This is a genomic window from Salinicola sp. NYA28a (assembly GCF_976982775.1).
The window spans coordinates 813,659-838,449 of sequence record NZ_OZ334582.1; the positions used below are offsets into that span (position 1 = coordinate 813,659).

The 24,791-nt window shown below is 65.0% G+C and carries 18 protein-coding genes; 8 read left to right on the top strand and 10 right to left on the bottom strand.

Features of this window, described 5'->3' with window-relative positions:
• Positions 1-66: 66 nt before the first annotated feature.
• The 3 genes from gltB (at position 67) to ACWHY3_RS03865 (ending at position 6,424) form a co-directional block, all read left to right on the top strand.
• Positions 67-4,518: a glutamate synthase large subunit gene (gltB, locus tag ACWHY3_RS03855; protein WP_448127592.1), complete on the top strand. Its 4,452-nt coding sequence runs from the start codon at positions 67-69 to the stop codon at positions 4,516-4,518.
• Positions 4,519-4,616: 98 nt separating this feature from the next.
• On the top strand, positions 4,617-6,047 hold the full coding sequence (locus tag ACWHY3_RS03860; protein WP_448127593.1) for an FAD-dependent oxidoreductase: 1,431 nt from the start codon (positions 4,617-4,619) through the stop codon (positions 6,045-6,047).
• Between the two features lie 137 nt (positions 6,048-6,184).
• The gene (locus tag ACWHY3_RS03865; RefSeq protein ID WP_071231861.1) at positions 6,185-6,424 is read left to right on the top strand and encodes a hypothetical protein; all 240 of its coding nucleotides are present in this window, start codon (positions 6,185-6,187) and stop codon (positions 6,422-6,424) included.
• 110 nt (positions 6,425-6,534) lie between these two features.
• On the opposite strand, the gene ACWHY3_RS03870 is transcribed toward ACWHY3_RS03865, so the two are convergent.
• The gene (locus tag ACWHY3_RS03870; RefSeq protein WP_448127594.1) at positions 6,535-7,740 is read right to left on the bottom strand and encodes an NAD(P)/FAD-dependent oxidoreductase; all 1,206 of its coding nucleotides are present in this window, start codon (positions 7,738-7,740) and stop codon (positions 6,535-6,537) included.
• A 277-nt stretch (positions 7,741-8,017) separates the two neighbouring features.
• On the opposite strand from ACWHY3_RS03870, the gene ACWHY3_RS03875 reads away from it, so the two are divergent.
• The 4 genes from ACWHY3_RS03875 (at position 8,018) to eno (ending at position 13,465) form a co-directional block, all read left to right on the top strand.
• Positions 8,018-9,325, top strand: coding sequence for a solute carrier family 23 protein (locus tag ACWHY3_RS03875; protein WP_071231863.1), 1,308 nt, complete (start codon positions 8,018-8,020; stop codon positions 9,323-9,325).
• 134 nt (positions 9,326-9,459) lie between these two features.
• A complete protein-coding gene (locus ACWHY3_RS03880; RefSeq protein WP_179208804.1) occupies positions 9,460-10,185 on the top strand; it encodes a gamma-glutamylcyclotransferase in 726 nt (241 codons plus the stop codon).
• A 142-nt stretch (positions 10,186-10,327) separates the two neighbouring features.
• Positions 10,328-11,986: a CTP synthase gene (locus ACWHY3_RS03885; RefSeq protein ID WP_448127595.1), complete on the top strand. Its 1,659-nt coding sequence runs from the start codon at positions 10,328-10,330 to the stop codon at positions 11,984-11,986.
• Between the two features lie 186 nt (positions 11,987-12,172).
• Entirely contained in the window at positions 12,173-13,465 is a 1,293-nt protein-coding gene (gene eno / locus ACWHY3_RS03890; RefSeq protein ID WP_332778767.1) for a phosphopyruvate hydratase, read from the top strand.
• A 285-nt stretch (positions 13,466-13,750) separates the two neighbouring features.
• Here the strand turns inward: eno and fdxA are convergent, their stop codons facing one another.
• Both fdxA and mutS read right to left on the bottom strand, forming a co-directional pair.
• A complete protein-coding gene (gene fdxA, locus ACWHY3_RS03895; protein WP_071231867.1) occupies positions 13,751-14,074 on the bottom strand; it encodes a ferredoxin FdxA in 324 nt (107 codons plus the stop codon).
• Positions 14,075-14,328: 254 nt separating this feature from the next.
• Positions 14,329-16,911, bottom strand: a complete 2,583-nt coding sequence (gene mutS / locus ACWHY3_RS03900) for a DNA mismatch repair protein MutS (protein WP_332778766.1) — start codon at positions 16,909-16,911, stop codon at positions 14,329-14,331.
• A 222-nt stretch (positions 16,912-17,133) separates the two neighbouring features.
• Here mutS and ACWHY3_RS03905 point away from each other — a divergent pair, with 222 nt between their 5' ends.
• Positions 17,134-17,319 (top strand): hypothetical protein, encoded by a 186-nt coding sequence (locus ACWHY3_RS03905; RefSeq protein ID WP_087717688.1) that lies wholly within the window; start codon positions 17,134-17,136, stop codon positions 17,317-17,319.
• Positions 17,320-17,441: 122 nt separating this feature from the next.
• Here the strand turns inward: ACWHY3_RS03905 and fabG are convergent, their stop codons facing one another.
• The 7 genes from fabG to ACWHY3_RS03940 are packed head-to-tail and all read right to left on the bottom strand — an operon-like array spanning position 17,442 to position 24,773.
• The gene (gene fabG, locus ACWHY3_RS03910) at positions 17,442-18,179 is read right to left on the bottom strand and encodes a 3-oxoacyl-ACP reductase FabG (RefSeq protein ID WP_087717689.1); all 738 of its coding nucleotides are present in this window, start codon (positions 18,177-18,179) and stop codon (positions 17,442-17,444) included.
• A 42-nt stretch (positions 18,180-18,221) separates the two neighbouring features.
• The gene (locus tag ACWHY3_RS03915) at positions 18,222-18,746 is read right to left on the bottom strand and encodes an ApeP family dehydratase (protein WP_143543242.1); all 525 of its coding nucleotides are present in this window, start codon (positions 18,744-18,746) and stop codon (positions 18,222-18,224) included.
• 51 nt (positions 18,747-18,797) lie between these two features.
• Complete coding sequence (locus ACWHY3_RS03920; protein WP_087717691.1) at positions 18,798-19,979, bottom strand: beta-ketoacyl-ACP synthase; 1,182 nt, start codon at positions 19,977-19,979, stop codon at positions 18,798-18,800.
• Positions 19,980-19,998: 19 nt separating this feature from the next.
• Entirely contained in the window at positions 19,999-20,589 is a 591-nt protein-coding gene (locus ACWHY3_RS03925) for a DUF3261 domain-containing protein (protein ID WP_448127596.1), read from the bottom strand.
• Entirely contained in the window at positions 20,586-21,899 is a 1,314-nt protein-coding gene (locus ACWHY3_RS03930) for an NAD(P)/FAD-dependent oxidoreductase (protein WP_448127597.1), read from the bottom strand. The genes ACWHY3_RS03925 and ACWHY3_RS03930 overlap by 4 nt, the downstream gene beginning before the upstream one ends.
• Complete coding sequence (locus ACWHY3_RS03935) at positions 21,892-24,222, bottom strand: MMPL family transporter (RefSeq protein ID WP_448127598.1); 2,331 nt, start codon at positions 24,220-24,222, stop codon at positions 21,892-21,894. Before ACWHY3_RS03935 ends, ACWHY3_RS03930 begins: the two co-directional genes overlap by 8 nt.
• On the bottom strand, positions 24,219-24,773 hold the full coding sequence (locus tag ACWHY3_RS03940) for an outer membrane lipoprotein carrier protein LolA (protein ID WP_448127599.1): 555 nt from the start codon (positions 24,771-24,773) through the stop codon (positions 24,219-24,221). Before ACWHY3_RS03940 ends, ACWHY3_RS03935 begins: the two co-directional genes overlap by 4 nt.
• Positions 24,774-24,791: the final 18 nt, after the last annotated feature.

The following is a 24,791-nucleotide window of genomic DNA, read 5'->3' on the forward strand; positions in this document are numbered from 1 at the left end:
ATTATCTCTTTTTATTCGATCGAATACAAGACCCTGTATTCTGACACTGCTTTGTGAGGCACGCCCATGATGAGAGGTCTTCACCAGCCCGGCGAATTCCGCGACAACTGCGGTTTCGGCCTGATTGCTCATATGGAGGGGCAGGCCAGTCACGATCTGCTCAAGACGGCGATCGAATCCCTGACATGCATGACCCACCGCGGCGGTATCGCGGCGGACGGCAAGACCGGCGACGGTTGCGGCCTGTTGCTGAAGATGCCGATGAGCTTCATGCGAGCGCTGGCCCAGGAGCAATTGGACGTGACCCTGGGCGAGCGCTTCGCGGTCGGCATGGTGTTCTTCCCCGATGACGACGCTCGCGAGCAGCATGCACGGGAAATCCTGGAAGGCGAGCTGGCCGAGCGGGGCTTGAGCGTCATGGGTTGGCGCGACGTGCCCACGGACCCCAGCGTCTGCGGGCCGATGGCGCTCGAGTGCCTGCCGCGCATTCGTCAGGTGTTCGTCGAGGGGGATGCGTCCCAGTCCGACGCCGCGTTCAATGTCGAGCTGTTCATGGCCCGTCGCTTGGCCGAGCAGAAGCTGCGTCAGGAAGAAGAGTTCTACGTCTGCTCGCTGTCGTCCAAGGTGGTTTCCTACAAGGGCCTGATGATGCCCGTGGACCTGCCTACCTTCTATCAGGATCTGGGCGACGAGCGTCTCGAAACCGCCGTCTGCGTCTTCCACCAGCGTTTCTCGACCAATACGGCGCCGCGCTGGCCGCTGGCGCAGCCGTTCCGCTTCATGGCGCACAACGGCGAGATCAACACCATCGAGGCCAACCGCGGGTGGGCCAACGCGCGCAAGGCCAACTTCGTCAGCGAGCTGCTGCCGGACATCGAAGGCCTCGACGAGATCGTCAACACCACCGGTTCCGATTCGTCGAGCATGGACAACATGCTGGAAGTGCTGCTGACCGGCGGCATGGATCTCTACAACGCGGTGCGCATGATGGTGCCGCCGGCGTGGCAGAACGTGGAGACCATGGACGGCGACCTGCGCGCCTTCTACGAGTACAACTCCATGCACATGGAGGCGTGGGACGGTCCCGCCGGTATCGTCATGACCGACGGCCGCCATGCCGTCTGCATGCTCGACCGCAACGGCCTGCGTCCGGCGCGCTGGGTGATCACCGACAACGGCTACATCACCCTCTCCTCCGAGATCGGGGTATGGAACTATCAGCCCGAATCCGTGGTGGCCAAGGGCCGTGTCGGGCCGGGGCAGATTCTCGCCGTCGATACCCAGACCGGCGAGGTGCTGCATACCGATGATATCGACCAGCGGCTCAAGTCCGCCTATCCGTATCGCCGCTGGCTCAAGGAGCACGCCCACTATCTCGAATCGGCGCTGACCGAACTGGCCCGCTTCCAGCCGATGGAAACCGACGAGCTCAACGTCTATCAGAAGATGTTCTCGGTCACCTTCGAAGAGCGCGATCAGCTGCTCAGGCCGCTGGCCGAGAGCGGTCAGGAAGCGGTCGGGTCGATGGGCGACGACACGCCGATGGCAGTACTGTCGCGGCAGAACCGTCTGCTCACCGATTTCTTCCGTCAGAAATTCGCCCAGGTCACCAACCCGCCGATCGACCCGTTGCGTGAAGCGATCGTGATGTCGCTGGAAACCTGCATGGGCGCGGAACTCAACGTCTTCCAGGCCACCCCCGAGCACGCGCATCGCCTGATCCTGACCACGCCGGTGCTGTCGCCGCGCAAGTTCACCGCCCTGGTGACCCAGGAAGATCCGGCGTTCACCTCGATCCGGCTGCCGTTGCACTACGACCCGGAAACCACCTCGCTGCGCCAGGCGCTGGTAGCGCTCTGCCAGCAGGCCGAGCAGGCGGCTCGGGATGGCAAGGTGATCCTGGTGCTGTCCGATGCCGAACTCGAAAAAGGCAAGCAGCCGATCCAGGCGCTGCTGGCGACCGGCGCGGTGCACCATCATCTGGCCAGGCTGGCGCTGCGCCCGCGCGTCAATATCGTGGTCGAGACCGGCTACGCCCGTGACGCGCACCAGATGGCGGTATTCTTCGGGGTCGGCGCCACCGCGGTCTATCCGTACCTCGCCTACCAGGTGATGGCGGACATGCACCGCACCGGCGAGCTGGTCGGCAACCCGGCGGACGCGCGCGAGAACTACCGCAAGGGGATGCAGAAGGGGCTTTACAAGATTCTGTCGAAGATGGGCATCTCGCAGATCTCTTCCTACCGGGGTTCGCAGCTGTTCGAAGCCGTCGGGCTGGGTTCCGAAGTCATGCAGATGTGCTTCGACGGCATGATGTCGCGCATCGAGGGCACCGGCTTCAGCGAGCTGCAGATGCAGCAGACGCTGGCCGCCCGCGATGCCTGGATTCCCCGTAAAGGCATCCGCCAGGGCGGCCTGGTCAAGTTCGTCCACGGGCACGAATACCACGCCTACAATCCCGACGTGGTGATGCTGCTGCAGCAGGCGGTCCAGCAGGGTGACTACGCCAAGTGGAAGGCCTTTGCGCGGCTGGTCAACGAGCGTCCGGTGGCCACGATCCGGGATCTGCTGAAGCTCAAGCCGGCTCCCGAACCGTTGCCGCTGGACGAGATCGAGCCCGTCGAGAGCCTGCTACTGCGTTTCGACAGCGCCGGCATGTCGCTGGGCGCGCTATCGCCGGAGGCGCACGAAGCGCTGGCCCAGGCCATGAACGAAACCGGCGGCCGCTCCAACTCCGGCGAAGGCGGCGAGGATCCGGCCCGCTACGGCACCATCCGCTCGTCGAAGATCAAGCAGATCGCCTCCGGCCGCTTCGGCGTGACGCCAGCCTACCTGGTCAACGCTGAGGTTCTGCAGATCAAGGTCGCCCAGGGCGCCAAGCCCGGCGAGGGCGGCCAGCTGCCGGGCGGCAAGGTCAACGAAACCATCGCGCGGCTGCGCTATGCGGTGCCGGGCGTGACGCTGATCTCGCCGCCGCCGCATCACGACATCTATTCGATCGAGGACCTGGCTCAGCTGATCTTCGATCTCAAGCAGGTCAATCCGAGCGCTCAGGTCTCGGTCAAGCTGGTCTCCGAGCCGGGCATCGGCACCATCGCCACCGGCGTGGCCAAGGCCTACGCGGACCTGATCACCGTCTCGGGCTACGACGGTGGTACCGCGGCGAGCCCGATCACCTCGATCCGCCATGCTGGCAGTCCGTGGGAGCTGGGCCTGCCGGAAGTGCACCAGGCGCTGCGCATCAACGGCCTGCGCGACAAGATCCGGCTGCAGACCGATGGCGGCCTGAAGACCGGGCTCGACGTGGTCAAGGCAGCCATTCTCGGCGCCGAGAGCTTCGGCTTCGGCACCGCGCCGATGGTGGCGCTGGGCTGCAAGTATCTGAAGATCTGCCACCTCAACAACTGTGCGACCGGCGTCGCGACCCAGCATCAGGAGCTGCGGGATGAGCACTTCCGTGGCACGGTCGACATGGTCAAGCACTACTTCCGCTTCATCGCCGAGGAAGTGCGTGAGCTGATGGCGCTGCTGGGCGTACGCCAGTTGACCGACCTGATCGGGCGCACCGATTTGCTGGAGATGCTCGAAGGCGAGACGGCGGCACAGCGCAAGCTCGATCTGAGCCCGCTGCTGGCCAACGACTTCGTGCCTGAGGACGCACCGCAGTTCTGCCAGGTCAGCCGCAACGTGCCCCATGATCCGGGTGCCAAGAACCAGGAAGTGTTCGACGCGCTGCTGCCGGCGATTGAATCGAAGTCCGGTGGCGAGTTCTCGTTCACGATCACCAACTGCGACCGCTCGGTGGCGGCTCGGGTTTCCGGCGAGATCGCCAAGCGCTACGGCGAGGCGGGGCTGGAAGACGCGCCGATCACGGCGCGCTTCACCGGCGTCGCGGGGCAGAGCTTCGGCGTGTGGAACGCGCGCGGGCTGAACCTGTATCTGGAAGGCGATGCCAACGACTACGTCGGCAAGGGAATGAACGGTGGCAAGGTGGTGATCGTGCCGCCCAAGACCAGCCGCTTCCAGAGCCATGAAACGGCGATCATCGGCAACACCTGCCTGTACGGTGCCACCGATGGCAAGCTGTTCGCTGCCGGCATGGCTGGTGAGCGCTTCGGCGTGCGCAACTCCGGTACCCACGCGGTGATCGAAGGCGCTGGTGACCACTGCTGCGAGTACATGACCGGCGGTCTGGTCTGCGTGCTCGGCAAGACCGGGATCAACTTCGGTGCGGGCATGACCGGTGGTTTCGCCTACGTACTCGACGAGGACCGTGGTTTCGTCGACCGCTACAACCACGAGCTGGTGGAGATCCATCGGATCAACACCGAGTCGATGGAGGCTTACCGCCGTCACCTGCGCGAAGTGATTACCGAGTACGTGGAAGAGACGGACTCGCCACGCGGGCGAGCGATTCTCGAGGATTTCTCCGACTTCATCCGCCACTTCTGGCTGGTGAAGCCCAAGGCCGCAAGTCTCAACGGTTTGCTGGCCCAATCCAGGCGGCAGCCTGAATAAGAGGCGGCGACAGCCCGAACGGCCCCCGGTGTCAGCCACCGGGGCAGGGGCTACAGCTGCAATCCGAGAGCGTCGTCGGCCCAGTGAGGAGAAAAGACATGGCAAACCGTTTGAGTAACGACTTTCAGTTCATCGATGTAGGGCGACGCGATCCGCAGAAGAAGGATGCGCGCAGCCGGGCGAAGGAGTTCGCCGAAATCTACGAGCCGTTCAAGCCCAGCGAGGCGGCCAGCCAGGCCCATCGCTGCCTGCATTGCGGCAACCCGTACTGCGAGTGGAAGTGTCCGGTTCACAACTACATTCCCAACTGGCTCAAGCTGGTCAGCGAGGGCAACATTCTCGAAGCGGCGGAGATGTCGCACCGCACCAACTCGCTGCCCGAAGTGTGTGGCCGGGTCTGCCCGCAGGATCGCCTGTGCGAGGGCGACTGCACGCTGAACGACGGCTTCGGCGCCGTCACCATCGGCTCGGTGGAGAAGTACATCACCGATACCGCCTTCGCCATGGGCTGGCGCCCGGACATGTCCAGCGTGACCATGACCGACAAGCGCGTCGCCATCGTCGGTGCCGGGCCGGCCGGACTGGGCTGCGCCGATATCCTGATCCGCAACGGGGTCAAGCCGGTGGTGTTCGATCGCTACCCGGAGATCGGCGGTCTGCTGACTTTCGGCATTCCCGAATTCAAGCTCGAAAAGCACGTGATGGAACGCCGTCGCGCGGTATTCGAGGAGATGGGGGTCGAGTTCCGGCTCAATACCGAAATCGGTCGGGACATCACCTTCGAACAGCTCAACGACGAATTCGATGCGGTCTTTCTCGGCATGGGCACCTACAAGTACATGGTCGGCGGTTTCCCCGGCGAGGAGATGGACGGCGTCTACAAGGCGCTCGACTTCCTCATCGCCAATGCCAACCACCACATGGGCTTCGAGAAGGATCCGGCCGACTACGTGTCGATGGCCGGCAGGCGCGTGGTGGTGCTCGGGGGCGGCGATACCGCGATGGACTGCAACCGCACCTCGATTCGTCAGGGCGCGGCCAGCGTGACCTGTGCCTATCGTCGTGACGAGGAGAACATGCCGGGCTCCAAGCGCGAGGTGGCCAACGCGCGCGAAGAGGGCGTCGAGTTCCTGTTCAACCGTCAGCCGGTGGCGATCGTCGGCGAGGGCAAGGTCGAGGGCGTCAAGCTGGTACGCACCCGCATGGGCGAGCCGGACGAGAAGGGCCGGCGCAGCGCGGAAGTGGTGCCGGGCTCCGAAGAGATCCTGGCCTGCGATGCGGTGGTCATCGCGTTCGGCTTCCAGCCCAGCGAGATCGAATGGTTCGACACGCACCAGATCGAGGTGGACGAGCGCGGCCGCGTACTGGCACCGGAGATTCCGGCGCAGATGGAACGCTTCGCCTATCAGACCAGCAACGAGAAGGTGTTTGCCGGCGGTGACATGGTGCGCGGTTCCGATCTGGTGGTGACGGCTGTCTACGAAGGGCGTCAGGCGGCGGAAGGCATCCTCGACTATCTCAAGGTTTGACGGTTGCGGCTCGTGCCGGCGGTAGCGTCGGCACGAGCCGCCCGGCACGACCGATCGCCCCCAGCGGTGGTATAAAGTCGGGTGAGCCTTTACAGTGGCGCGCTCGAAACGAACTGCAATTCTTAAAAGGTCACACCATGATCAGGCTTGAACGCAACATTCTCGACCAGGCAAACACGCAACTGCGAGCGCTGGAAGACCATGTGCTGGATCAGGACGGCGGCTATCAGGCCACCATGATCAGTGGCCAGCTGAAGGCCCTGTTCTCGCTCGCCAAGCTGCATGACAGCGGGATGTCCGACGAGTGTGCCGGGATGCTCGAGGAGATCGAACGCCGCTCCAATATCCTGGTTTCCCGCCTGCCCGAGTCCAGCTGACGCCGAAGGTCACCAGGCCCGGTTACCGAATTGCCGGATCAAAAGCGCCAACGTCATCGTTGGCGCTTTTTCGTTGAAGGCATTCGCATGAATGTCATGCAGGGCCCCGATCACGACCGGGCGATGCGGCCCATCAGGGTATCGGGGCGCTGCGGTGACTTGTCCGCCAATGCCTCGCGCGCCTCGTCGAGCTTGTCGGCTTCCAGGTTGAGCAGCAGTACGCCGATGACGCTCTCATTGTCGAGATCGTGGTTGTCGAGATAGTAATAGACGCCTTTGTCGTCTTCCACGTCCTCGACGGTTGTCAGCGAACTGTCGAGCTTGCCCACGGCTTTCCAGGCGAAGTCAAAGACGTTCGAGTAGAAGTAGGGCGTGTAATCGTAGGTCTCGTCGCTGCTGGCCATGATCCGGCCGACTGTCGCGCCCATCTGGTTGGCGTTGTCGACGTGCTCGGCGTGCCAGCGGCCGAGAATGCGATCCGGGTAGGTCACGATATCGCCGGCGGCAAAGATGGCGTCATCGCTGGTCTCGAGGCGTTCGTTGACCACGACCATGCCGTCATCGACCGCCAGCCCTGCCTGAGCTGCAAGCTCGACTCGCGGCTTGACTCCCAGCCCGAAGACCGCCGCGTCCACCTCCAGGCCGTTGCCATCGTCGAGTTCGAGCGTGACCTTGCCGTCGGCCTCGCGCCCGCCGCTGACCTTGCGGCCATTCAATAGCTCGACGCCCTTGTCGAGATAGGTCTGGTGGAAACGGTTGGCGAGGCTGGGCGGGAACATCTGGCTTCCCAGTACCTCATGGGGATGTATCAGGGTCACCCGGCACCCATTCTGGATCAGTGCCGCGGCCAGTTCCGTACCGATATAGCTGCCGCCAATGACGGCAATGTGCAGCCCCTTGCCGGCAAGCCTTCTCAGGCAGTCGTAATCCTCGACCGTGCGGAAATAGCGCACGCGATCGCTCGCCGGCAGATCGATCGTCATCGGTGCGCCGCCAGTCGCCAGCAGCAGTTTGCCGTAGCCGATGGTGTCGCCGTCATCCGTCGTCACCGTTTTCTGGTCGCGATCGATGGCCGTGACGCGAGTGCGGGTATGCAGCGTGGTGCCGTCGTCCTGCTCCGGCTGCATCCAGATCTTGTCGTAACCGAATTCGGGGTCGGTCCAGAGCTTTTTCGTTAGCGCTGGCCGCGTGACCGGGCCATTGGGCTCGGCGCCCAGGATGCCGATCGTGCCTTGGGTGTCCTTCTCTCTGATGCCTTGAACGGCATTGGCGGCGACCATGCCGGCGCCGACGATCAGGTAGTCGTAGCGTTGCATATCCACTCCCTGGCATGCCTTGAGTTTAGACGAGACACCACCGTTCAAAGTGGCATCGCTCGCTCGGTATTCCCGTTCGATCCTTGGGGTCGATGGTGTCAGCGTAGTTCAGTCGTGAGGCACTGTGCCAAAAACGCGAGGTCGGGAGGCATCCCGCCATCGCTGAAGGTAGAATGCGCGTCGGGTCGGTTATCCGCCGCTCGTACATACAACAATCGCTTTCACGCATTCGGAAATCGCCGGCGTCGACCGGTCGTTTCCCTGGAGAACAAGTTCGATGTCATCCTGGTTCCCCCGCTGGCGCCGCGTCGATGCCGCTCGCCAAGATCTGGTCGCACCCGACGAGACGCTGCCACCCGCGCAGACGCTGTTGATGGGCGTGCAACACGCCGTCGCCATGTTCGGTTCCACCGTGCTGGCGCCGCTGCTGATGGGGTTTGATCCCAACCTGGCGATCCTGATGTCGGGGATCGGTACGCTGCTGTTCTTCGTGATCGTCGGCGGGCGGGTTCCCAGCTACCTGGGGTCGAGTTTCGCCTTCATCGGGGTGGTGATTGCCGCCACCGGTTACGGCGGGAGCGGCGGCAATCCGTCGATCGGGCTGGCGCTGGGCGGCATCATCGCCTGCGGCGCGATCTATGCGGTCATCGGCCTGATCGTGATGGCCATGGGCACGCGCTGGATCGAGTTCCTGCTGCCGCCGGTCGTGACCGGCGCCATCGTCATGACCATCGGTCTCAATCTGGCTCCGGTAGCCGTTTCCAGCGTGGCCGGCTCCAACTTCGATGCCGCGATGGCGCTGGTGACCATCCTCTGCATCGGCCTGGCGGCGGTGCTGACTCGCGGCATGCTGCAGCGGCTGCTGATCCTGGTCGGGCTGGTTGCCGCCTACGCGATCTATGCGCTGGTCACCAACGGCCTGGGCTGGGGCACGCCGATCGATTTCTCGATCATCGAAGAGGCCGCCTGGTTCGGGATGCCCGCGTTCACCGCCCCGACGTTCAGCCCGCACGCCATGGTGCTGATCGCCCCGGTCGCGATCATCCTGGTGGCGGAAAACCTGGGCCACATCAAGGCGGTGGGAGCGATGACCGGGCGCGATCTCGATCCCTATATCGGCCGGGCCTTCCTGGGTGACGGACTGGCGACGATGGTCTCCGGGGCGTCCGGCGGCACCGGCGTGACGACCTATGCCGAGAACATCGGCGTGATGGCGGTGACGCGGGTCTACTCGACATTGATCTTCGTCGCGGCGGCGGGATTTGCCATTCTGCTCGGGTTCTCGCCGCGCTTCGGCGCGCTGATCCAGACGATCCCCGGCCCGGTGCTGGCCGGCGCTTCGATCGTGGTGTTCGGCCTGATCGCGGTTGCGGGCGCCCGCATCTGGGTCCAGAACCAGGTCGACCTGGGGGAAAACACCAATCTGATCGTCGCGGCGGTCACCCTGGTGCTGGGCGCGGGCAACTTCTCGATCGATTTCGGCGGCTTCACGCTCGACGGAATCGGTACGGCAACGTTTGGCGCGATCCTCCTGCACCTCGTCCTGCGTCACGGCACCGGAGGTGGGCGGGGTCGCGCGATCTGACGTCCGCGTCTCGCCCAACTAGCGCTTCGCTTTGCGCCCGTTGGACGTTAGTCTGGGTTGATGGCATCGCCACGACGATGCCATCACCCTTGTTTTCCATGATCGTATCGATCGCGCCCGAGATTAGAGTCCCAATGAGTGAGCCGCAGCCCAGCGATATCAGTGTCGATGAAGAAGAGACTTCCGCCGGAAAGTCGATCGCCATGACCCGCGAGGTGCTGGAGCAGGATCTGATTCGTCGCCACTTCGAAGCCGTCTACCCCGACGTGGCCTTGAAGAGCCACGAAGAGCTGCAAAGCTCGATCCATCAGGTGCTGGCCTCGGCGCCGCCCGGCGTGCAGTGTCGCGACGGTGTCTATCTGTTCGCCTACGGCTCGTTGATCTGGAACCCTTGCGTAGAGGTCGACGAACGCCATACCTGCCGCCTCTACGGTTACCATCGCGATTTCTGCCTCAAGCTCGACCACGGCCGTGGCACGCCAGATACGCCCGGACTGATGCTGGCGCTGGCGCCGGGCGGCTCCTGCCGTGGCGTCGCGCTGCGGGTTCCCGGTGACAATCTCGAGCGCGAACTGACGCTGGTGTGGCGTCGCGAGATGCTGACCGGTGCCTACCGCCCCCGCTGGATCAAGCTGAAGACGGACGCCGGCCCGATCTGGGGAATCGCCTTCGTGATCAACCCGCACCACGACCGCTATATCGGTCGCCAGCCCGACGAGACGGTAGTGCATCTGCTGCGTACCGGCCGCGGCGTGCTGGGATCGTGCCGCGAGTATCTCGACAACACGGTGGGCGATCTGCATGCACTGGGGATTCGGGATCGGCGCCTGGAGTCGTTGCAGCGCGCGGTGGCGAGCTGACGTCCGGATGTCGGCGTCGCGTCACGTGATCCAAAATTGAGCCTTTCGATCGAGTCTGGTAATCTGACGTCCCATCCTGGCCCGACTTTCTCCCCCGGGTCTTTTCTCACGAGCTTTACGACCACGATTCGACAGGTTTTCCATGACACGATATATCTTCGTGACCGGCGGCGTTGTGTCCTCCCTGGGCAAGGGTATTGCATCCGCTTCGCTGGCTGCGATCCTCGAGGCCCGCGGCCTCAAGGTCACCATCCTCAAGCTGGATCCGTACATCAACGTCGATCCGGGCACCATGAGTCCGTTCCAGCATGGCGAGGTGTTCGTCACCGAGGATGGCGCGGAAACCGATCTCGACCTGGGGCACTACGAGCGCTTCATCCGTACCAAGATGACCCAGAGCAACAACTTCACCACCGGCCGGGTCTACGAGCATGTGCTGCGCAAGGAGCGCCGTGGCGACTATCTCGGCGGCACGGTGCAGGTGATTCCGCACATCACCGACGAGATCAAGCATCGTGTGATCAAGGGGGGAGAAGGTTACGACGTGGCGCTGGTGGAGATCGGCGGCACCGTCGGTGACATCGAATCGCTGCCGTTCCTGGAATCCATCCGTCAGCTGCGCAGCGAAGTGGGTGCCAACCGCGCGCTGTTCATGCACCTGACGCTGGTGCCCTACATCAAGACCGCCGGCGAGACCAAGACCAAGCCGACCCAGCACAGCGTCAAGGAGCTGCGCTCGATCGGTATCCAGCCCGATATCCTGATCTGCCGCAGCGAAGTCGAGCTCGAAGAGAGCGAGCGGCGCAAGATCGCGCTGTTCACCAACGTCGAGGAGCGTGCGGTCATCCCGCTGCAGGATGCCGATACCATCTATCGCATTCCGCTGATGCTGCACGAGCAGGGGCTCGACGATATCGTCTGCGACAAGTTCCGCCTCGAGGCGCCGCAGGCGGATCTGGCCGAGTGGATCCACGTCCTCGACGCCAAGCTCAATCCGCTCAAGACGATCAACATCGCCATGGTCGGCAAGTACATGGAGCTGCTCGACGCCTACAAGTCGCTCAACGAGGCGCTGATCCATGCCGGCATCCAGACGCGGGTGAAGGTCAACGTTGAGTACATCGATTCCGAGCTGATCGAGCGTCATGGCACCGAGCGTCTGGCCGGCAAGGACGCCATTCTGGTGCCGGGCGGATTCGGCGAGCGCGGCGTGGAAGGCAAGATCCAGGCCGCCCGCTTCGCGCGCGAGAATGACGTTCCCTATCTCGGCATCTGTCTCGGCATGCAGGTGGCGGTGATCGAGTTCGCGCGGCACGTGGCGGGTTGGGAAGACGCCAACTCCACCGAATTCACCCGCGATACCCAGCATCCGGTGGTCGGCCTGATTACCGAATGGATCAACCCGGAAGGGCAGATCGAGCTACGCGACGAGGCCTCCGATCTGGGCGGCACCATGCGTCTCGGCGGGCAGGAATGCCGACTCAAGCCGGGTTCCAGGGCGCACGAGGTGTACGGTCTGGATACGATCACCGAACGTCACCGTCACCGCTTCGAGGTCAACGAGCAGTTCGTCGAGCAGCTCGAAGCCGCGGGCCTGATCATCTCGGGCAAGAGCGGCGACCAGTCGCTGGTCGAGATGATCGAACTGCCGGACCATCCCTGGTTCCTGGCATGCCAGTTCCACCCCGAGTTCACCTCCACGCCCCGCGACGGCCATCCGCTGTTCACCGGCTTCGTCAACGCGGCGCTGGAGCACAAGGCGCAACGCCAGCGCCAGCATGGCATGGCGCATCAGGAGTGATCGAATGACCGGCGGGGGATGAAGCGATTCATCCCCCGCCGTCGTTGGAGATGCTGGACCTGACCCGCCAACGCTGGATAAGCTCCAGAACTGCTACCATGACCGAATCATCGCGCCCGGAGTCCGCGCAAGAGCCGGGCGCTTCACCCTCGACCATTGATTTTTCAACCGACAGGACGACGTAACATGGCTGAGATCGTTGATATCCGCGCCCTCGAAGTACTCGATTCCCGCGGCAACCCCACCGTCCAGGCACAGGTCACGCTGAGTGGCGGCATCACGGGCAGCGCCTGTGCGCCCAGCGGTGCTTCCACCGGCTCGCGTGAAGCGCTGGAACTGCGCGACGGGGACAAGTCGCGCTATCTGGGCAAGGGCGTGTTGAAGGCCGTCGACGCCGTCAACGGCAAGATCCGCGAGCGCCTCCTGGGCATGGATGCCAGCGATCAGCGTGCCCTCGACGACGCCATGCTGGCGCTGGATGGCACCGACAACAAGGCAAGCCTGGGCGCCAACGCGATTCTCGCCGTCTCGCTGGCCGCGGCCAAGGCAGCGGCAACCGAGAAGGGCGTGCCGCTCTACGCCCACATCGCCGAGCTCTACGGCCAGCCGGGCCAGTACACCATGCCGGTGCCGATGATGAACATCCTCAACGGCGGCGAACATGCCGACAATAACGTCGATATCCAGGAATTCATGATCCAGCCGGTGGGCGCGCCGAACTTCCGCGAAGCGCTGCGCACGGGCGCCGAGATCTTCCATTCGCTGAAGAAAGTGCTCTCTGCCAAGGGGCTTTCCACCTCGGTCGGCGACGAGGGCGGTTTCGCGCCGAACCTCTCTTCCAACGCCGAAGCGCTGGCGGTCATCAAGCAGGCGGTCAGCGACGCGGGCTACACTCTGGGCAAGGACGTCACGCTGGCGCTCGACTGCGCCTCCAGCGAGTTCTTCAAAGACGGCACCTACGATCTCGCCGGTGAGGGCAAGCAGTACGACGCCGCCGGCTTCACCGACTATCTGGCCGATCTCTGCGACCAGTATCCGATCGTCTCCATCGAAGACGGCATGGACGAGTCGGACTGGGATGGCTGGAAAGCGCTGACCGACAAGCTCGGCGACAAGATCCAGCTGGTCGGCGACGATCTGTTCGTCACCAACACCAAAATCCTGAAGCGCGGTATCGACGAGAAGATCGGCAACTCGATTCTGATCAAGTTCAACCAGATCGGTTCGCTTTCCGAAACGCTGGATGCGATCAAAATGGCGCAGGATGCCGGCTTCACCGCGGTCATCTCCCACCGTAGCGGCGAAACCGAAGACACCACCATTGCCGATCTCGCCGTGGGCACCGCCGCCGGCCAGATCAAGACCGGCTCGCTGTGCCGCTCCGATCGTGTCGCCAAGTACAACCGCCTGCTGGTGATCGAGCAGGAGTTGGGTGAGAAAGCCGCCTATCCGGGCCTAAAGGCGATCAAGGGCCAATAAATGCCTGCACGGGCAAATCACTACGTTGCACGGTGCGCGGAATCCTCACCTATAACCCATAGGCTCCGGTTCCTGTGCGCCGTGCGCCTTGTGCTTTACTCCGTTCGGCTATTTATTCAACTTTCACTAAGCACGGTTTTCGCTTCAAGTCAGTCGAGCGACATCGATGGCGATCTAAAAGTAGCTTGCTGAAACTCGTAGCGAAGACTTTGGTTTGTAAATGCAAGAAGGCCGCTCATTGAGCGGCCTTCTTCGTCTGGTGCTGACATCCGATCAATGCCGGAATTAACGCTCCAGCAGTTCGATCTTGTTCGGCTTGCCATCCCACTCCTTGGCGTCCGCCGGCGGGTCTTTCTGTTCGGCGATGTTGGGCCACACCTCGGCGAGTTCGGCGTTGAGTTCGATGAACTGCTGCTGGCCTTCGGGCAACTCGTCTTCCGAGAAGATCGCCTCCGCGGGGCATTCCGGCTCGCAGAGCGCACAGTCGATGCACTCATCGGGATGAATGACGAGGAAATTGGGTCCCTCGTAGAAACAATCCACCGGGCAGACTTCGACGCAGTCGGTGTATTTGCACTTGATGCAGTTCTCGGTGACGACGAACGTCATGGGTGTTCTCTCCTGATTGACGGCCCGGCCACGTGACTGGTTTTGCCACAGCCCTAAGTCGAAGCCCTAAGTCGAAGCTCTATGTCACAGCTCTTGGTCACGGTATTGGCGGATAGCAAGACGTTGTTGAAATCACCGTTTCCACGGTGCCGCCGCATGCTGTTCGAATGGCGCCATATTTTAGGCGGGTGGCGCCAGCGTCGGCAAGCCGCGGCGTGAAACATCGAGGAATGGTGTTATAGCCACCGGGCCATTCAGCACTGCTCGCGCCAGGCATAGAGCAGGTCCAACGCGGCCCGCGGCGTCAGCGAGTCGACGTCCAACGACGCCAGCGCTTCCAGTACCGGGTGCGGCGTCGCGGCAAACAGATCCGCCTGCTGCGGCCCGGCGGGCTGCGTGCGGGCGTCGGTGGCGACCGGCATCGCCGCGGGCTGTTCGAGACTGGCCAGCTTGTCGCGGGCACGGGCGATTACGGTCTGGGGCACGCCGGCGAGCTGGGCGACCTGCAGGCCATAGCTCTGGCTGGCCGGGCCCTCCTCGACGCGGTGCATGAAGACGATGCCGTCCTTGTGCTCGGCGGCGGTCAGGTGAACGTTGGCCACCGTTTCCTGCTGTTCGGCCAGCGCGGTCATCTCGAAGTAGTGGGTCGCGAACAGCGTGAAGGCGCGCTGGGCCGCCAGGTGTTCGGCGCTGGCCCATGCCAGCGAGAGACCATCGAAGGTGCTGGTGCCACGGCCGATCTCGTCCATCAGCACCAGACTTTCCGAGGTGGCATTGTGAAGAATGCTGGCGGTCTCGGTCATCTCCACCATGAAGGTGGAGCGCCCGCCGGCCAGATCGTCGCTGGAACCGATCCGGGTGAAGATGCGATCCACCGGGCCGATTTCGGCGCTGTCGGCGGGCACGAAACTCCCGGTGTGGGCGAGCAGGGCGATCAATGCCGCCTGGCGCATGTAGGTCGACTTGCCGCCCATGTTGGGGCCGGTGATGACCAGCATGCGGCGGTCATCGTCGAGACGCAGGTCGTTGGGCACGAACGGATGCTGGCTGACGTGTTCCACCACCGGATGGCGGCCGCCCCGAATGTCGAAGCCTGGCGTCTCCAGCAGATGCGGGCGCACGAATTCCAGATGCTGGGCGCGCTCGGCAAAGGCGCAGAGCACGTCCAGCGCGGCCAGCGCGCGTCCGGTGGCCTGCAACGCATCGAGATCGGCGTTGAGGGTGTCGATCAGGCTCTCGTAGAGCAGCTTCTCCCGAGCCAGCGCGCGGGACTTGGCGGAGAGAGCCTTGTCCTCGAACTCCTTGAGCTCGGGAATGATGAAGCGCTCGGCATTCTTCAGCGTCTGGCGGCGGATGTAGTCGGCCGGCACCTCGCGTGCCTGGGCGCGGGGGATCTCGATGTAGTAGCCGTGGACCCGGTTGTAGCCGACCTTGAGACCGGGCAGGCCGGCGCGTTCGCGTTCGCGGACTTCGAGCTGGACCAGATAATCGCCGGCGTGCTCGGCCAGGCCGCGATACTCGTCGAGCTCAGCATCGAAACCCTCGCGGATGACGCCGCCGTCCCGGATCACCACCGGCGGGTTGTCGATCAGCGCCTGGATGAGCGTCTCGGCGAGCTCGGGATAGGGATGAATATGGCGGGCGAGATCGTCCAGCGCGCTGTCGCCCTCGATGCGCTGCAGTTCGCTCTGGAGCGCCGGCAGCACGTTGAGGGCATCGCGCAGGCGGGCCAGGTCTCTCGGCCGGGCGCTGCGCAGCGCCACACGGGCCAGGATGCGCTCGACGTCGCCGACTTCGTTGAGAGGCTCGCGAATCAGCAGATACTGGTCACCATCCAGCAGCAGTTGCACGGCGGCCTGGCGCCCGCCGATCTGGGCGCGATCCCGTAGCGGGCGATTGAGCCATCTCTTGAGCAGCCGCGAGCCCATTGGCGTGACAGTGGTGTCGAGTACGCTGGCCAAGGTGTTGTCGCCGGTGCCGCCGAGATTGATGTCGATCTCGAGATTGCGCCGGCTGGCGGCATCGATCACCACGGATTCGTCGCGGCTCTCGACGCCCAGCGCGGTGACATGGGGCAGGCGGGACCGCTGGGTATCCCGCGCGTAGTCGATCAGTACGCCGGCCGCGATCAGCGCGGTCTCGAGATGCGTGCAGCCGAACCCTCGCAGATCGGCGACCTCGAACTGGTCGCACAGCAGCCGGTGGGCGGTCTCCAGATCGAAGTGCCAGTCGTGCTGGCGGCGCAGGCCGGTTCGGTCGGCGAGCGAGGGCGGCAGGTCCAGGCTCTCGGCGGCGAGCAGTTCGGCGGGCTGAAGGCGGTGGATCTCGGCCAGCATGTCGGCCTCGCCGTCGACCTCGAGCACGCTGAAGCGGCCGCTGGAGAGTTCGAGCCAGGCGAGCCCCCAGCAGTTGCCCGTCTGGTGCAGAGCCACCAGCAGGTTGTCGCGTCCGGCATCCAGCAGCGCCTCGTCGTGCAGCGTGCCCGGCGTGACGATACGCACGACGCGACGCTCGACCGGCCCCTTGGAGGTAGCGGGATCGCCGATCTGCTCGCAGATCGCCACCGATTCGCCCGACTTCACCAGCCGGGCCAGGTAGGACTCGGCACTGTGGTAAGGAATGCCGGCCATGGGGATGGGCTTGCCCGCCGACTGGCCGCGCGCCGTCAGCGTGATGTCGAGCAGCCGCGACGCCCGCTTGGCATCATCGAAGAACAGCTCGTAGAAATCACCCATCCGGTAGAAGAGCAGTACATCAGGATGCTCGCGCTTGATCTTGAGGTATTGCGCCATCATCGGCGTATGCTGAGTGCTCTTGCTGGAGGCCGCGTCCTGCATGGTGTCTCGGTAAGCTCCGTCGATTCTTGGGGCACAGAGGAGGCATCGAAATGCCGGGGGCGTACGGTGAAGGGCAAGGTTACCACGCCGTGGCCGGGTCCAGCACGGCGCGGGGCGACGGCCTGCCTTAGAGGGGATCATGCCTCAGGTCTAGTGATTTCAGCCTGAGTGCCTGTCGATAACTCGTTACAGTGTTCGAAACCGGCACACGAGGACTCCCATATGGCCCGGTTGGTGCTCAACCACCTCAGCGACTCCACCTATCGACTACTGGCGACCGAAGCCAGCAAACGTAACGTCAACATCAGCGAGCTGGCCGTGGTCCTGCTGGAGATCGCCGTCGCCGAGCTGGCGGCCCGTCAACCGACAACCGTAACGCCGCCCGTTGGAAAGCCCCGCGAGCCGTAATAGTGCCCGCGCCAATGGCGGGACTCGATCAAGCCTGTCTTTCGAGCCGGCTCGCTGCCGGGCGGCCGGACGAACATCTTGCCGGAGGCATTAACCGTTCACCTCGGTACCGGAAAGAGCGATCAATACATGCCGCCATTCACCGCGATCACCTGACGCGTGATGTAGGCGGCATCCGCCGAGCAGAGAAAGCTCACGGTGCCGGCAACTTCCTCGGCCGTACCGGTGCGCTGCATGGGAATCAGCTTGCGAATCTCGTCGCGGGGCAGCTCATCGGTCATGCGCGTCTCGATCCACCCCGGCGCGACGCAGTTGACCGTGATCCGGCGTTTGGCCAGCTCGACGGCCAGCGCCTTGCTGGCGCCGATGATCCCGGCCTTGGCCGCGCTGTAGTTGACCTGGCCGCGATTGCCTATCAGTCCGGACATCGACGAGAGCGCCACGATACGACCGGGCCGGCGCCGCTGGATCATCGGCATGACCAGCGGATGCAGGACGTTGTAGAAACCGTCCAGGTTGGTTCGCAGCACGCCGTCCCAGTCCTCGCCCGTCAGCGCGGGGAATGGCTTGTCTGCGGTGATGCCGGCGTTGCAGACCACGCCGTAGTAGCAGCCGTGTTCGGCGATGTCAGCCTCCAGTACCGCCTTGACGGTTTCCCGCTCGGCGACGTCGAAGTGGACGATGCGCGCCCGGCGTCCTTCGGCTTCCACTGCGGCCTTGACCGCATCGATGTCGTCGCCGGGGCGCCGGCAGTGCAGTACCAGATCGTGACCGTCGCGGGCCAGGCGTCTGGCGATCGCTTCGCCGATGCCGCGATTGGCACCGGTGACCAGAATCGTCTCGGGATGTCGTTCTTCCATGGGGCCTCGCGCGTAGAGCTGCGGATTGTGAAGTCAGGGGCGTCAGGCGCCGTTCAATGTCGGCATCGCGGCGGGGCGATAGAGCGTCAGGCTGCCGCGAGCCAGCGGCTCGGCATCCTCGGGCATCGCCGTGGCGTGCTTTCCGATGTCATACTTTTCGATGGCATGCTTTTCTATGGCGTACAGGGCGCCACTGACCTGCGTGACGCCGTTGTCGGCGACGAAGTCGATGGTGACGGTGATACGGATCCGCTGGTCGAAATCGAAGACCGGCACGCGCGCCCGGTAGCGTTTGGCGCCCAGCAACAGACCCGGGGCCGGCGCCTCGCCCGATGCGGCGGCCCGAAAACCGGCCCAGGCGGCGACGGCCTGAGCCAGCCACTCGACACCGACCCAGGCCGGAATGCCGTCGGGCTCGGCGAACAGATCGTCGCGCCGGGTCACGGTTTCGGCAGTCGCCCCCTCTTCGCGGACCTCGACCAGCTGCGTCAGCAGGCACATGCCTCTGGCGTGGGGGACCAGCGGTGCAACGGGGCAGGGGAGCGAAGGCATATCGGATGCGGCCAAGGGGGATTCCGTTGTCGTTCTTGCGTTTCTCTTTCCGGGCAAGCCGGCGCTTCAGTCGGCCCGGGACAGCAGCAGGCTGGCGTTGTTGCCGCCGAAGGCAAAGCTGTTGCTCAGGGCATGACGCAGCGGGCGCGCCGGCGTGGCGTCGGCAGTCACCAGCGGCAGGGCGGGAATGTCCGGGTCGTATTCATTATCGAAGACGTGTCTGGGCAGCTGTTCCTGCTCGAGTGCCAGCCAGCAGAACGCCGCCTCCAGTGCGCCGGCCGCGCCCAGGGTGTGGCCGGTCAGCGCCTTGGTCGAACTGCAGGCCGGGGGCGTGGCGAACAGCGTCGCGACGGCCGCGGCTTCCATGCTGTCGTTGAGCCGAGTGCCGGTACCGTGGAGGTTGAGATAGTCGATCTCCGCTGGATCGCGTCCGGCCATCGCCATCGCCTGGCGCATGGCCTCGGCGGCGCCGTTGCCGTCGGGCCGCGGTGCCGAGATGTGGTGCGCATCGACGCTCTCGCCGACGCCGGCAAGCTGGATGCCGCCGGCTTCCGGGGTGACCACGAACAGCGCCGCCGCCTCGCCGAGATTGATCCCGTCGCGATGGCGGGAAAAGGGCAGGCAGGGCGCGTCGCTGACGGCTTCCAGGCTGGCGAAGCCGTTGACCGTGAGTCGGCACAGGCTATCCGCACCGCCGGCGATTACCGCATCGCACTGGCCGCTCTTGAGCAGCCGCCTGGCGCTGGCCAGCGCTCGGGCGCTGGAGCTGCAGGCGGTGGAGAGGGCGTAGCAGGGCCCGGCGATGCCCAGGCGCTCGGCGATGAAACGTGCCGGCGCGCCCAGTTCCTGGCGGGCGTAGGCGAAGTCTTCCGGCAGCGGCCCTTCCCGGCCGCTGTCAGCCAGCGCCAGCTCGGTTTCGCCGATGCCGGAAGTGCTGGTGCCGATCACCACGCCGATCCGGTCGCGGGGAACCCTAGCCAACAACGGTTCGAGCTCGGCCGCGATTCGTTCCAGCGCCAGTGCCAGCAAGCGATTGTTGCGGCTGCGATGCTCCTTCGGCCAATGGGTGGCGTCCGGCAGTTCGCTGGCGACCCGGCCCAGGGGCAGCGGGCGGCCCGGCGTGAAGACATCGCTGGTCGTCAGGCCGCGCTCGCCAGCGAAGAGCGCACGGGCGATCGTGTCCAGATCGTCACCCAGCGAGCAGACCACGCCGGGGCGGGACAGGCGACAGGGAAAGGCAGCACTCATAAGTCAGCGCTCTTCTGCATCAGTTCTTCTCCATTGGCTCTTCTCCATCATCGCGCGCCCGCATCGGGTCGATCGTCAGGCGATAGTCGCCCTGGCGATCGTCCAGGGTGAGCGTCCTGGCGTGGTCGCGATCCGGCACCGGCGTAATGCGCGCCGCCAGCTTGCCGCGATAGAGAATGTCTCGATGCGTCGAGCTGTCGGCGACCTGCCAGGCGCTTCCGTCGAAGGCGTCGCGCAAGGCGTCGAGCGGCCACAGGCTCCATTCCAGGCGCGATGCCAGCCACGCTGGCGGGATCGGTAGCGGCGATTCGCCCGGGGCATCGCCCGCCTCGAATCGCGCGCCGTCGGCATCGCGGACCAGTGTCGTTAAACGCTGGCCGTAGGGCGTGACCAGCACGGCGCGCAGTCGATCGGGGTCGATCCGAATGAAAGCGATCAGCGTACGAGACTCGCCGTCGTCAGGCTGGAACGTCAAGCGGCTCTTCAGCGTATCGGCGGTGGTCGCGACGGCCAGCGGCGGCGGCGGCGACGTAGGCGGCGTCAGGCTGCAGGCGGTAAGGCTGATGATCGCAAGGCATGGCAGCCACAGAGCAAAAAAGCTGCGCATCATGACCTGGCCTCCGTGGAGGGATCGGACATGGATTGAAGAGAATCGGTATCCGCAATGCCGGCCGGTCCGTCTGAAGCCGCCTGTCTCTTGCAGATGGCAGCGAGCGTGTCGAGATGACGACGCGATGCGCTGACGAACGGATTGCTTCGGTCCCACGCGTAACCCGCCAGGATCGCGCTGATGCGGCTCTTGATGTCGCTCGGCGCGTCGGCGTGGAAGATGATCGTCTGCAGGCGGCCGTCGTACCAGGCATCGACGAAGGCGCGAAACGTTTCGATGCCCTCGCGCAGCGGCTGCTCGAACTCGGCATGCCAGTCGACCGTATCGCCGGCCAGTTGGCGGTCGACCAGCGGCGCTGCCAGGCTGGCCGATCGCAGGGCGATGGTCACGCCGGACGAGAACACCGGATCCAGAAACTCGCCAGCGTTGCCCAGCAGCGCATGGCCGGGGCCGTGCAGACGCGTCACGTCGGCGGAATAGCCGCTGAGCTCGCCCACCGGACGCGTGAGTCGGGCGCCTTCGAGGAGCTGGCAGAAACGGGGTTCGGCGTCGATCAGCGCTTGCCATCGTGCTGCCGGGGTCGCGCCGTAGGCTTCGAGACGCTCGGTCTCGCCGACCACGCCCACCGAGGCACGCTGGTGCCGGAACGGGATCAGCCAGTACCAGATGCCGGCATCGTCGGGATGCACACCGATCAGGATCTTTTCGCGATCGTGGCTCGAATCCACGGGGCAGGCCTCGAGGTGGGTGAACAGCGCCGTGCGGGGATCCTGACGCGCGTCGCGCTCGAGATGCTCGAGCCGGGCCAGCACACGGCCATAGCCGCTGGCGTCGAGCACGAAGCGGGCGGTCAGCGTGCGGGCGTTGCCGGATTCATCGACCACGTCAACCTGCGGGTGGTCGTCGTCGGCCCGGAACGCGGTGACGGTGACGCCGAATTCGATCTCTGCACCCTGGTCGCGGGCGCCGTCGATCAGCCGATGATCGAAGTCGGCACGTTCGACCTGGAACGTGGTGCCCCAGCCCGGGGTGAACTTCTCGCGGAAGTCGATCGCCGTCTCCAGGCCGTTGCGGGTGAACGCAGCGCCGTTCTTGGGCTGGCAGTCGGCGGCCATGACGCTCTCCAGCAGGCCGGCCTCCTCGAGATGACTCATGCACTGCGGCAGCAGGCTCTCGCCGATGGAAAAACGGGGGAAGTGGCTGCGCTCGACCACCAGCACGCGTCGGCCGCAGGCTGCCAGGCGTGCGGCGGCCGCGGCACCGGCCGGCCCGGCACCGATGACGATGACATCGTGGTCGACTTCACCCATGTTCGTTCTCCTGTTGATGGATCCGGTGCGGATCGGCAGGTCGTACCCAGGGAACCAGAACCCACACGCTGGCCAGTCCGATCAGGCAGGTCAGGCCCAGATAGTGCAGCGCCGGCGTGGCGCTGAAGGCGAGCATACCGAACGCCAGCAGGCTGGTGAGAGTCGACAGCGTGATCGCGAGCCAGGCGGAGGGCTGTCTGGCGTGCTCCACGTTGAAGATACCGGCATCCAGTCCGATCCCCAAGACCAGCAGCAGGCCCAACTGGTTGAAGATATTGAGCGGAACGCCAGCCAGAGCAAACGCGGTCAGCACGATCAGGGTGGCGCCGAAGGGCGGGACGATGACGCGCCAGGCGCGGCGCCGATAACGCCACACCAGTGCCAGTGTCATCAATGCCATCGCGAGCACGACCCAGACTGCGGTATGACGGCGTAATTCGCCGAGCAGGGCGCCGATCCGATCGACGCGATCGACATATTCGACCCTGACTTGCGGGCTGCCCACAGCCTCGGCCACAGCCTGCAGGGTGCGCCCGGTCTCGGCGTCTCTAGCCCCCGAGACGACCACCATCGCGGCGACGCCGCCATCCGGTGTCTCGCCCAGCCATAGCCGCTGCTGGTACTGGCCCAGCGGCGTGTCGAGCCAGTCGGCCACGGTCAGCGGGGCAGAGGTGTCGAGCCGCGCCCTGGCTTTCTCGGCCACCTCGGCCGGCAAGCCGGCGCGTCGGATCAGGTCGTCCAGCGGGGCGCCGTAGAGCTCGTGTACTCGTGACAGGTTGGCCTGCTGCGCGGCAGCCGTGGGTACCGAGCCGGCCAACGATTGATACTCGACCCGGAGCCCGTCGGCGATGGCGCGATCGAGCGCGGCGTCGAGCGAGTCGAGCCGGGCCAGCAGCGTTTGGGTATCCTCGGCCTGAACCAGGAAGTAGCGGCTGCCGGTATCGCGATCGAGCAGTTGCTGTACCCGCTGTTCGTCCTGCATCAACGCCGCCGGAGACGGGTTGAGCAGCTCCAGGCTGTCGTCGCTGGTCAGGCGCAGGGCGCAGATGATGACCAGCGCGACGGCGCCGACCAGAGCAAGCCAGGGCGGCAACCGCCAGCGAGGTTGGCACAGCCGCCACCAGCGTGTCGCCAGACGCGCGGTGAACGGGCTTGCATGGAGCGTGAAGCGAGGCAGCCACAGCACGACCGTCAGCCAGGCACCGACGAGGCCGAAGGCGGCGAAGGCGGCCATCTGACGCAATCCGGGCATCGGCGTCAGCGCCTGCGCCACATAGGCGACGACGCTCGAGATCAGGCCCAGCGCGAGGCTCGGCAGCAGCCGGCGCAGGCGAAACCCGGCGCCGGCGATGGCGCGATCGCACTGCAGGTGCAGTACGTAATCGATGGCGATACCGATCAGGCTGGCGCCGAAGGCGAGCGTCAGCAGGTGCAGGCGGCCGAAGAAGCCCAGGGTCAGTGTCAGCGCGAACAGCGAGCCGGCCAGCAGTGGCACCATCAGTTGCAGCAGCACCCGGGGCGAACGAAAGACGAACCCGATGATCAGCAGCACCCCGAGCAGGGAGGCCGCGCCGATGGTGGATATCTCGTGCTTCGCCTGACGCGCGCCGGCGGCGGCGTGGAACACCAGGCCGGAGCGCAGCAGCTCGGCATCGGGATGTTGTTGCTGGAACTGTTCGAGCGTCGCGTGCAGGGCGTTCTGCATCGGCATGTCGTAAGGCGATCCCTTGAGTTCGCCGATCAGCACGCTCCACTGTCGGTCATCGCGATCCAGCGTCAGCAGGCCATCGGCGGCACCGATCGGGCTGCCGGGCAGTCGCGCAAGCCAGGTATCCAGCAGGCCGAAAGGATCGGCGACAGGGTCCGGGCGGGCCGTCGGCGAGAACAGCCGGCGCAGCGCCGGTTCCACCAGCGTACCGGCGTCGCCGCGATCGATGATTTGCTGCCATGCCGGTGTCAGCAGGCGATAGCGCCAATGCCCCATCCAGTCGTGAGGATCGGCGTCGGCCAGGTCCAGCTCGCGCCAATCGATCGCCGCGAGCTGGCCGTCGTCGACCAGCGTCTGCAGCGCCTGCCCCAATGTCCGGGTCGTCGCGACGCGCTCGTCGTCGCCGAGCAGCAGCATGAAGCGATTCTCGAAGCCGCGTCCCAGTTCACGGTCCGCCTGCTCGATCAACGGCGCCTGCCGATCGGCGGGCAGCAGCGCGGTGAGGTCGGTATCGGCGGGTAATCCGTGGCGCAACATCCATCCGAGCCAGATGGCGCAAAGCGTCAGTATCGCGAACCAGAGCCAGCCGAGCCGGCGATAACCTGCGCGCGTCATGAGTCGTTCAGCGGATGCTGGTCGAACAGACGTACCTCGAGCCGGTCGCCGTTCGGCGTGCGCATGTCGAGAAGGTCAATGGTGCGATCACCCTGCAGGGTGATTCCGGCGATACGCTCGCGCAGCGCTGCCTCTTTCGGCGTCAGCGCGACCTGCCAGGCGTCCTGGTCGCCGGAGAGCGCCAGCGTGAAGCGCGACTCCAGCGCCTGCCAGTCGCCTTCCAGCAGTTGCAGGAACAGCTGGGCCACCTGCTCGCCGCCAGGGGGCGCGCTTTCGCCGCTGCCGTCGGTGATCGCTTCCGGGGTGAGCTCGATGCGTTCCTCGACCGGGGTTTCGAGCTGCCAGACGACGCGCTTGCCGCGTTCGAAGAGGAACGTGCCCCGGCTGGTGAGAGAACTATCGAGATCCGCCAGTTCGCGCCGCTGTTCGAAACTGCCTGCCAACGCCGGCGTGGTGGCGAGCTGGCGTTGCAGGTCGTCCAGATCGAAGGCTTGGGCGCTCAATGGCGCCAGTAGAAGCAGAAGCGTGATCAACCATCGACGAAGCGGCATGCGAAAGTCCTTGTGGGG

Bases quoted from the DNA above. Each gene is read 5' to 3' on its own strand.
- gltB (WP_448127592.1), top strand. From the start codon at position 67: ATGATGAGAGGTCTTCACCAGCCCGGCGAATTCCGCGACAACTGCGGT.
- ACWHY3_RS03860 (WP_448127593.1), top strand. From the start codon at position 4,617: ATGGCAAACCGTTTGAGTAACGACTTTCAGTTCATCGATGTAGGGCGA.
- ACWHY3_RS03865 (WP_071231861.1), top strand. From the start codon at position 6,185: ATGATCAGGCTTGAACGCAACATTCTCGACCAGGCAAACACGCAACTG.
- ACWHY3_RS03870 (WP_448127594.1), bottom strand. From the start codon at position 7,740: ATGCAACGCTACGACTACCTGATCGTCGGCGCCGGCATGGTCGCCGCC.
- ACWHY3_RS03875 (WP_071231863.1), top strand. From the start codon at position 8,018: ATGTCATCCTGGTTCCCCCGCTGGCGCCGCGTCGATGCCGCTCGCCAA.
- ACWHY3_RS03880 (WP_179208804.1), top strand. From the start codon at position 9,460: ATGAGTGAGCCGCAGCCCAGCGATATCAGTGTCGATGAAGAAGAGACT.
- ACWHY3_RS03885 (WP_448127595.1), top strand. From the start codon at position 10,328: ATGACACGATATATCTTCGTGACCGGCGGCGTTGTGTCCTCCCTGGGC.
- eno (WP_332778767.1), top strand. From the start codon at position 12,173: ATGGCTGAGATCGTTGATATCCGCGCCCTCGAAGTACTCGATTCCCGC.
- fdxA (WP_071231867.1), bottom strand. From the start codon at position 14,074: ATGACGTTCGTCGTCACCGAGAACTGCATCAAGTGCAAATACACCGAC.
- mutS (WP_332778766.1), bottom strand. From the start codon at position 16,911: ATGCAGGACGCGGCCTCCAGCAAGAGCACTCAGCATACGCCGATGATG.
- ACWHY3_RS03905 (WP_087717688.1), top strand. From the start codon at position 17,134: ATGGCCCGGTTGGTGCTCAACCACCTCAGCGACTCCACCTATCGACTA.
- fabG (WP_087717689.1), bottom strand. From the start codon at position 18,179: ATGGAAGAACGACATCCCGAGACGATTCTGGTCACCGGTGCCAATCGC.
- ACWHY3_RS03920 (WP_087717691.1), bottom strand. From the start codon at position 19,979: ATGAGTGCTGCCTTTCCCTGTCGCCTGTCCCGCCCCGGCGTGGTCTGC.
- ACWHY3_RS03925 (WP_448127596.1), bottom strand. From the start codon at position 20,589: ATGATGCGCAGCTTTTTTGCTCTGTGGCTGCCATGCCTTGCGATCATC.
- ACWHY3_RS03930 (WP_448127597.1), bottom strand. From the start codon at position 21,899: ATGGGTGAAGTCGACCACGATGTCATCGTCATCGGTGCCGGGCCGGCC.
- ACWHY3_RS03935 (WP_448127598.1), bottom strand. From the start codon at position 24,222: ATGACGCGCGCAGGTTATCGCCGGCTCGGCTGGCTCTGGTTCGCGATA.
- ACWHY3_RS03940 (WP_448127599.1), bottom strand. From the start codon at position 24,773: ATGCCGCTTCGTCGATGGTTGATCACGCTTCTGCTTCTACTGGCGCCA.